This is a genomic window from Luteococcus sp., assembly GCF_043424415.1.
Taxonomy (GTDB): Bacteria; Actinomycetota; Actinomycetes; order Propionibacteriales; family Propionibacteriaceae; genus Luteococcus.
Window position 1 is genome coordinate 1 of sequence record NZ_JBHWOO010000117.1, and the last position, 2979, is coordinate 2979.

Annotated in this window: 5 protein-coding genes; 3 read left to right on the forward strand and 2 right to left on the reverse strand. The window is 66.9% G+C overall.

Annotated elements, in window-relative coordinates; translation table 11 throughout:
* The coding region (locus ACHFFZ_RS07245; protein ID WP_394275979.1) for a LysR family transcriptional regulator at positions 1-306 on the reverse strand (306 nt) is incomplete at its 3' end.
* 138 nt (positions 307-444) lie between these two features.
* On the opposite strand from ACHFFZ_RS07245, the gene ACHFFZ_RS07250 reads away from it, so the two are divergent.
* Together ACHFFZ_RS07250 and ACHFFZ_RS07255 are read left to right on the forward strand one after the other, a co-directional pair.
* Positions 445-1311 carry an EamA family transporter gene (locus ACHFFZ_RS07250; RefSeq protein WP_394275980.1) on the forward strand — a complete coding sequence of 289 codons (867 nt, stop codon included), beginning with the start codon at positions 445-447 and terminating at the stop codon, positions 1309-1311.
* Positions 1308-1964: an NAD(P)-dependent oxidoreductase gene (locus ACHFFZ_RS07255; RefSeq protein ID WP_394275981.1), complete on the forward strand. Its 657-nt coding sequence runs from the start codon at positions 1308-1310 to the stop codon at positions 1962-1964. Before ACHFFZ_RS07250 ends, ACHFFZ_RS07255 begins: the two co-directional genes overlap by 4 nt.
* Positions 1965-2056: 92 nt before the next feature.
* On the opposite strand, the gene ACHFFZ_RS07260 is transcribed toward ACHFFZ_RS07255, so the two are convergent.
* Positions 2057-2722: a TetR/AcrR family transcriptional regulator gene (locus ACHFFZ_RS07260; protein ID WP_394275982.1), complete on the reverse strand. Its 666-nt coding sequence runs from the start codon at positions 2720-2722 to the stop codon at positions 2057-2059.
* A 107-nt stretch (positions 2723-2829) separates the two neighbouring features.
* Here ACHFFZ_RS07260 and ACHFFZ_RS07265 point away from each other — a divergent pair.
* A partial coding sequence (locus ACHFFZ_RS07265; protein ID WP_394275983.1) for an NADPH-dependent FMN reductase occupies positions 2830-2979 on the forward strand: 150 nt, incomplete at its 3' end.

Below are 2979 nucleotides of genomic sequence, written 5' to 3' on the forward strand. Positions count from 1 at the left end.
GGTCACGGTGGGGATCACGCCGACGGTCAGGGTGCCGCGAACCTGCCCGTTCGCCGCGGCAGCTTCCGAGACGGCACGCTCGGCTGCAGCGAGGCTCGCCCGCGCATGCACGAGGAACGCTTCACCGGCGGCGGTGAGTTCGACGCGACGGCTGCTACGGGCGAACAGCGCGACCCCAAGTTCGTGTTCGAGCGCCTTGATCTGGTGACTGAGTGAGGACTGCACCACGAAGCACCGCTCGGCCGCACGGGTGAAGTTCTTCTCCTCGGCGATGGCGACGACATACCGCATCTGCTGCAACTCCATGCATCTATGGTTGCAGTGCATTCCTGGTATGGCAACAATCTGTTGGACTCATAGCTGCCCGCCGCCGACGATGGATGCATGACCACCACGACTCCTGCTCCCGCACCTCAGGGCGCTCCGGCGGAGACCCGGAACCGCATGGGCTGGACGGCGCTGACCGCGATCGTTCCGATGGTGTGGGGCACCACCTACATCGTCACCACGCACATGCTGCCCGAAGGCCATCCCCTGTTCGCGGCGATGATGCGCTCGCTCCCGGCAGGGCTGATCGCGCTCCTGATCGCCCGGCAACTACCGCGCGGGTCATGGTGGTGGAAGAGCCTCGTGCTCGGCACCCTGAACATGGGCGCGTTCTTCCCGCTGCTGTTCCTCGCCGCGCAGGAGCTCCCCGGCGGCGTCGCCGCCACCCTCGGTGCGGCGCAGCCCATCGTGATCGCGTTCCTTGCCGTGGCGATCCTGCACGAAAGGCTGTCGGTCTGGCGCGTCTGCTGGGGCGTGCTCGGCATGACCGGCGTCGCCCTCGTCGTCCTCGGCCCCGACGCCGCGATGTCACCCATCGGCATCCTCGCAGGCCTCGGCGGGGCCGCGTCGATGGGCACCGGCGTCGTGCTCACGAAGAAGTGGGGCCGACCCGAGGGAGTCTCCCCGATCGGCCTCGCCGGGTGGCAGCTCACCGCCGCCGGTCTCGTGCTCCTCCTGCCCGCACTGCTCATCGACGGCGTTCCGCCCAACATCGACGGCACCGCGTGGCTCGGCTACGCCTGGCTCGGCATCGTCGGGGCGCTCATCACGTACACGATCTGGTTCGCCGGCATCCGCCGCCTCCCGGTCACCGCGACCGCGCTGCTCGGCCTCCTCTCCCCGCTCGTGGCCGCGATCCTCGGCGCCCTGATCGCCGGAGAAGCACTCACCCTCATCCAACTCCTCGGCTTCGCCCTCGCCCTGATCGCGATGGTCGCAGGCCAGCTCCCATCACCGAAACAGAAAGCACAGACCCCATCATGAGAATCGCCGTACTCGGTGCCACCGGCATGGCCGGAAGCACCGTCGTCTCCGAAGCCCTCACCCGAGGACACCACGTCGTCGCGGCCTCCCGCCGCCCGACCACCGAGAACGCGAACGAGGAACGCCTGTCGATACGCGCTGTCGATGTTGCCGATGTGGACGCCGTGGACGCGGTGCTGGGCGATGTCGACGCCGCCGTGCTCACCATCCGTCTCGCTCCTGGCGAGGAAGACCAGCTCGCGCCGCTGACGCGCGGCGTCCTCGACGCAGCAGCCCGCCATGGAACGCGCCTGCTTGTCGTCGGCGGCTCCGCACCCCTGCGCTCCCCGAACCACCCCGACCGATTGTTGATCGATGACCCCGACCATGTTCCTGAGGCCTGGAAGTCGATCGCGCAGGCCAGCCTCGCCCAGTTCCACGCCTGCCAGGAATACCCCAATGCGAGGTGGGTGTATCTCAGTCCGCCCGCCATCTTCGAGCCAGGCGACCGCAGCGGCAGCTACCGGCGCGGCACCACCACACTGCTCACCGACGCGAACGGGGCATCCCGCATCACCGCACCGGACTTCGCGATCGCCGTGCTCGATGAGCTCGAACAGCCCAGCGATGACCAGCACTTCACCGTCGCCACGAAACTCCAATCGTCCTCGTGAAGCGATCGCGAACCTTTCCGAACCGCCAGACCCTTGGCACACGCGGAAATGCGCTAGTCAGGGGAGACGACTTTTCCGAACGCGCGGGGCTTTCAGTTCGTAGCGATATAGCCGTGCAGAAACGCGCGGATGCCAGCGTCGGAGAGCCGGTGCAGTTCCTCGGTGGGGAGCGGGATCGCTCCGTGGTAGGTGCGGGTCGTGGCGTCGCCGCTGATGAGTTGAACCAGGTGGACGGCGGCGAGGTCAGCGTCAGCGATGGTGAGGTACCCCGCGTCTGCGATCCTGCGCAGGTGCTCGGCGATGACGGCACGGACTCGCAGCGGGCCTGCCTCCTGCCAGGCCTGGAGGGTGACGTCGGGGATGTGTCCTGCCTCTGCGTGGATCTGTCGCACCAGGGCGAAGTGCGGGGTGTGTTCGGGTGCTGGCGATACCCACACGCGTCCGAACTCGGTCAGGTCGTCTTCGATGTTCACGATCTTGCCCAGGTAGCGCTGCACGGTGACGATCTGCGCATCTGCGGTGCGCTCGGCACTGTCGACGATCACTGCTTCGAACAAGGTGGCCTTGTCGCCGAACTGGTTGTAGATGGTCCGCGTGGACACGCCCGCCCGTCGTGCGATCGTGTCGATGCTCGCACGGGTGTACCCGTCCTCGGCGAAGACCAACAGCGCTCCGTCGAGGAGCGCTCGTCGCTTGTCGCCGCGAACACCTCTCGTTGCCCGTGTCGCATCGTCGGTGCTGCCATCCGTCCGGCTCATGACTCCACCGTACTACAACGTGCCTTGCACTTACTGCAACGATCGTTGTACCTTGGTGCTGGTTGGGCTCAGGCAGACAGCGTGAGCGGATGGAACGGAGGAAGCAGATGATCAGGATCGCGATCGTGGTCGGGAGTACTCGACCGGGAAGGCGGGGTGATCAAGTCGCCCGCTGGGTACACGAACAGGCCACTGCGCTCGCCACGCAGGACGCGGGTGTGGAGTACGCCATTGTCGATCTCGCCGAGGTGGGACAC